We start from the raw sequence: 4,266 nt of genomic DNA on the forward strand, positions 1-4,266 counted from the left end.
CGGTACTGATCCCGACCTTCATAACCAAGATATCCAGTTCTGGTACGATGAACCTGGGAAATCAGTGGCACATGTAGATTCTTTAGCGACTTATTAAATATTAACCTGCCATAAAATCCCAAAATGTTATAATAATAAGGGTTGTTAAAATAGTTTTAAATAAAAATGGTAACAAAGTTCTATCTTAAAACTTAATTCCCGTTTATCAAGTATAATGCTCGATGACCACAATATTATCATGTTTTAATTATCTTGTAAAGATCAAAACTATAGTTTACCAAACCATCAATCATTCTTTGGTATCAATAATGTATAACATGTCCCACCAACATTATCACGCTTTAGGTCACCTTGCAATTGCTTTGAAAGTAAATCGATTATCTTACACCCAAGTGTATTTTGATTCATATAATCAAGGTCTTCAGGAATTCCTATACCATCATCTTGAACTACCATCTTATAGTGATCTTCCGATTCCTTAAATGATATTTTAATTGTACCTTCATCTTGATCTACAAATGCATGTTTATAAGAATTTGTGACACATTCATTGATAATAATACCAAGAGGTATTACCACATCCATATCAAGATACATTTTTGCAATATCTAGCTCTACACTAACCTTAGTATCTTCGGTATAATATGTCTTTTTAATACTGTTAGTTAGTGTTTTAATGTAATCATATAACTCTATACTACCTACAACATCTGTCTTGTAGAGTTTCTCATGAGCTAGTGACATTGTACGAATTCTATTTTGGCTATCTTCTAATGCATCAACTACCATGGGTTGATCTTGAAATACTCTACTCTGCATATTCAATAAACTATTAATCACCTGTAAATTGTTCTTTACACGATGATGTATTTCATTTATAATTATCTGGTTACGTTCAGCTTCTTCCAACTTTTTCTTTTCTGTGATGTCCTGAACTAAAGATAGAATATAATGATTATCTAAGATTTTAATTTTATTTCCACGAACTTCAACTGGATAGATACTTCCATCTTTGCGTTTATGATTAAAGTTGAGCACGAATTGATGTTCAACTGGCCATGATCTCCATTGTTCCACTATATCATTTTGATTGAATTTATCAGGATGGAGATCAAATACCTTCATATTAAGTAACTCTTCCTTAGAATAACCTGAGTTATCAATTGCTGAGTTATTTACCTCAATTATATTACCATCCAGGTCATGTAAAAAGAGCATATCGGACAATTGAGTTACAACAGATCTATATTTTTCTTTTATATCTCTGATCTCTTTTTCAACTTTCTTTTCTTCGGTGATATCTCTTATCCATTCAATAAAATAATCAACATCCCCTTCATTATTTAGCACTGGTATAACTCGTAGGTTTACCCATTTATCATCAGGTAATTTCATTTGAGTATCTATTAGTTCTTTAGATTCGAATACTTTTAATGCCTGGCAGTCAGGACAGATGTCATTATAACCTCGATATGTCTTGTAACATTTACTGTAAAGTACACGTTTTTCTTCTGGAACCGCTGCAAAACCATTCCAATTACTATAAATAATGTTCATATCACGGTCATGGATAGAAATTGAATCTGGATTCAGCTCTAACACCTTGTTAAATAGTTCTTTGCTTTCACGCAGCTGTTCTTCCATTATTTTATTTTCAGTGATATCAATAATTAGACCATCAAGATAAGATACATTCCCATTATTGTCATGGATAGCTATACCTTTTTCATGTACCCACCTTATATCTCCATCCTTATGTATAATTCTGTATTTAATATCCCATGGTTGCCGTTGTTGAGCTGCTTCTCGGATATTTTTCTCTACATAATCCCTATCATCTGGACATATAATACTCTCATATGTCCGCACAGCATTATTGATAAAATCACTTGAGCGATATCCACTTACTTCATCCACTTCACTGCTCATGAAAAGCATGGTCCAGTTCTTATCCAGCTTACAGCGATAAGCAATACCAGGAAAATTATTAACTATTTGTTGATATTGGCTTGTTTCGGCATTTAGGTCGGACTCGGTCCTTTTAAGTTTGGTAATATCTGATATCTTAATCACATAGTTCTTTTTACCTTTGGAAAGAGTCAGATACTGTATTTCGGCTAAAAACCACCTATTATCATCTTGAAAAATTGAAGGGTATTCTAATACTTGTTTTTCTCCGGTACTCTTAGCTTTCTGAAACGCTTTTATGAAAGTTGAGGCAAAATATTCAGGTAATACGTCACTGATATTTTTACCCAAAAACTCATCTTTTGAAAAGAACAAAAGGTTCTCATTAGATGCAATCATTTTCTGGAAAACATAATTTTCATCTACTTGTAATATTATATCATTGATCGATCTTAAAATAAGTTCTTTTTCTTCCTTTTCCCGCTTATTATCATTGAATAATGTAATGAAATGATCCTCTGAAGGCGAATATGCAAAACCTTTATACCATTTATTTAGTGGTACTGAAAAGAAATCGAACTCATCTTCTACCTGATTCTTTACAATATTACCATAGAACTCTACCCAGTCTGAACCTTTATCCCTAATATTCGGGAATACTTCAGTTGCTCGTTTCCCAATAATATCTTCAGCATTTAAGCCACTCATTTCTTCAAACTTGGGATTAACTTCGAGAAACTTATAGTCAATAGGTTTACCCTGTTCATCATATATTATTCGACAATATGAATAAGCTTCATGCAATCGATTAGAGATAGAGTGTGGGATCATGATCAATTCACGCCATTAAAAAAATTCATACTCCCACATGCACGACTGATTTGATACATTATAAAGATTTCTAAATGAATGTATACTTATTCAGTCAAATTAGAATAACATGTATTATTGCAAAAATTTGTATTTTTATCCATCAATAAAAATTGAAAAGTAATGATTAATTAGAACTCATTAATCATTGTTTATTGGTATTCTGCAATGCCTTGATAATCATTTCAGGATTGTTCTTTATGGCATCCATCATTAATGTCATTACTTCATCATCACTGTCCTGTATGCTAACCATACCTTCAGGAGTTAGTGTCATACCACAATTAGCACAGAAACCGGAAGTTGGTCCATTAGTAGTATTACAACGTGGACATTTTATGGGATCTAGTTTAGGACCAGTATCTTCCTCATCACTACCTTTTAGTCCATATTGGTTCAATAGTGCATCATCAACGGACTTACCTGACAAATGAATGTACGTTGCAGACATGTCAGTTCCATGTACCCAACCTAAATGTGATTCCAGCTGTGCCTGTGTTAGTACATTAGCAAGTTCTGTGGCCCTTGAGTGCCTGAAAAGGTGATTATACACTCTTTTCTTGATACCTGCTTTCTTTGCAGTTCTCGTAATGACCATTCTGATACTGCCATAGACCATTGGTACTCCACGACCACGGTTACCTACATTAACCCACAGGTTGGTATTTGGATCTTCACGGTTGGGATGAATAGCTAACCATGATGAGACATAAGGTGGGCTGAATATCAGCCTAACTCTTCTCATACCAGTCTTACCATTCACCATTACGGTAGCCCCGTACTTATCAAACGCAATATGCTTTAACTTTATACTGGCCATTTCTCCAACACGTGTTCCAGAATCATATAGAAATGCTATCATTGCTTTATCTCGTGGATGATCAGCTGCATTGATCATATTTCTGATATCATCATCTGTTAAGAGTTCTTCAGGTAACATTTTATTATGCTGTTTAATAGCAGTTTTTATCCATTTGGTTGTATCTGGATCCTCACCACCGTTCAACCACTTAAAAAAGCGTTTTATAGCTACCTTGTAATCATGTTTGGTCCAAGGTTTTCTATCAGATCGTTCAATCTCAGCAACTACTCTATACATGTCTGTAAGTGTTACTTCATCAAATTCTTTATTAAACATCTGAGCCAAAAGGTTTAGTTGGCTAAGATATTTTAAAACACGTGCATCTGATAGTCCTTCAGCATACAGAACGTTTACAAATTCAAAAATTAGATCTTTGTTTTTCTGTGAATAGTCTGCATCAATAATTCTTTTTTCTGCATGTTCTATTCTTTTTCTAAAGTTATATAAACTCATACCTAATACCTTCTTTTTATTCTATTTAGTCCCGATGTTAGCGGGGTGAAAGTATCAGGCTTGATATTGTTTTTAAGGAGCCTCGGGCGGGGTGCGGTAAAACATTACCAAGCCTGTGCTTTTAGTTACAGTTTAGCTTAATACTATATATAGTTTGTTTCTGATTTTATATA

2 protein-coding genes are annotated in these 4,266 nt (G+C 33.6%); both read right to left on the minus strand.

Translation table 11 applies throughout. The features are described 5' to 3' along the window. Positions 1–285: 285 nt before the first annotated feature. Complete coding sequence (locus J2T59_RS10075; protein WP_259135809.1) at positions 286–2,739, minus strand: PAS domain S-box protein; 2,454 nt, start codon at positions 2,737–2,739, stop codon at positions 286–288. Positions 2,740–2,923: 184 nt separating this feature from the next. Further along, the gene (locus J2T59_RS10080) at positions 2,924–4,093 is read right to left on the minus strand and encodes a site-specific integrase (protein ID WP_259135810.1); all 1,170 of its coding nucleotides are present in this window, start codon (positions 4,091–4,093) and stop codon (positions 2,924–2,926) included. Positions 4,094–4,266 lie beyond the last annotated feature (173 nt).

The sequence above is a fragment of the Methanosalsum natronophilum genome, assembly GCF_024808815.1.
GTDB classification, from domain to species: domain Archaea; phylum Halobacteriota; class Methanosarcinia; order Methanosarcinales; family Methanosarcinaceae; genus Methanosalsum; species Methanosalsum natronophilum.

Coding starts and splice junctions, on each gene's coding strand:
- J2T59_RS10075 (WP_259135809.1), bottom strand. CDS start 2,739: ATGATCCCACACTCTATCTCTAATCGATTGCATGAAGCTTATTCATAT.
- J2T59_RS10080 (WP_259135810.1), bottom strand. CDS start 4,093: ATGAGTTTATATAACTTTAGAAAAAGAATAGAACATGCAGAAAAAAGA.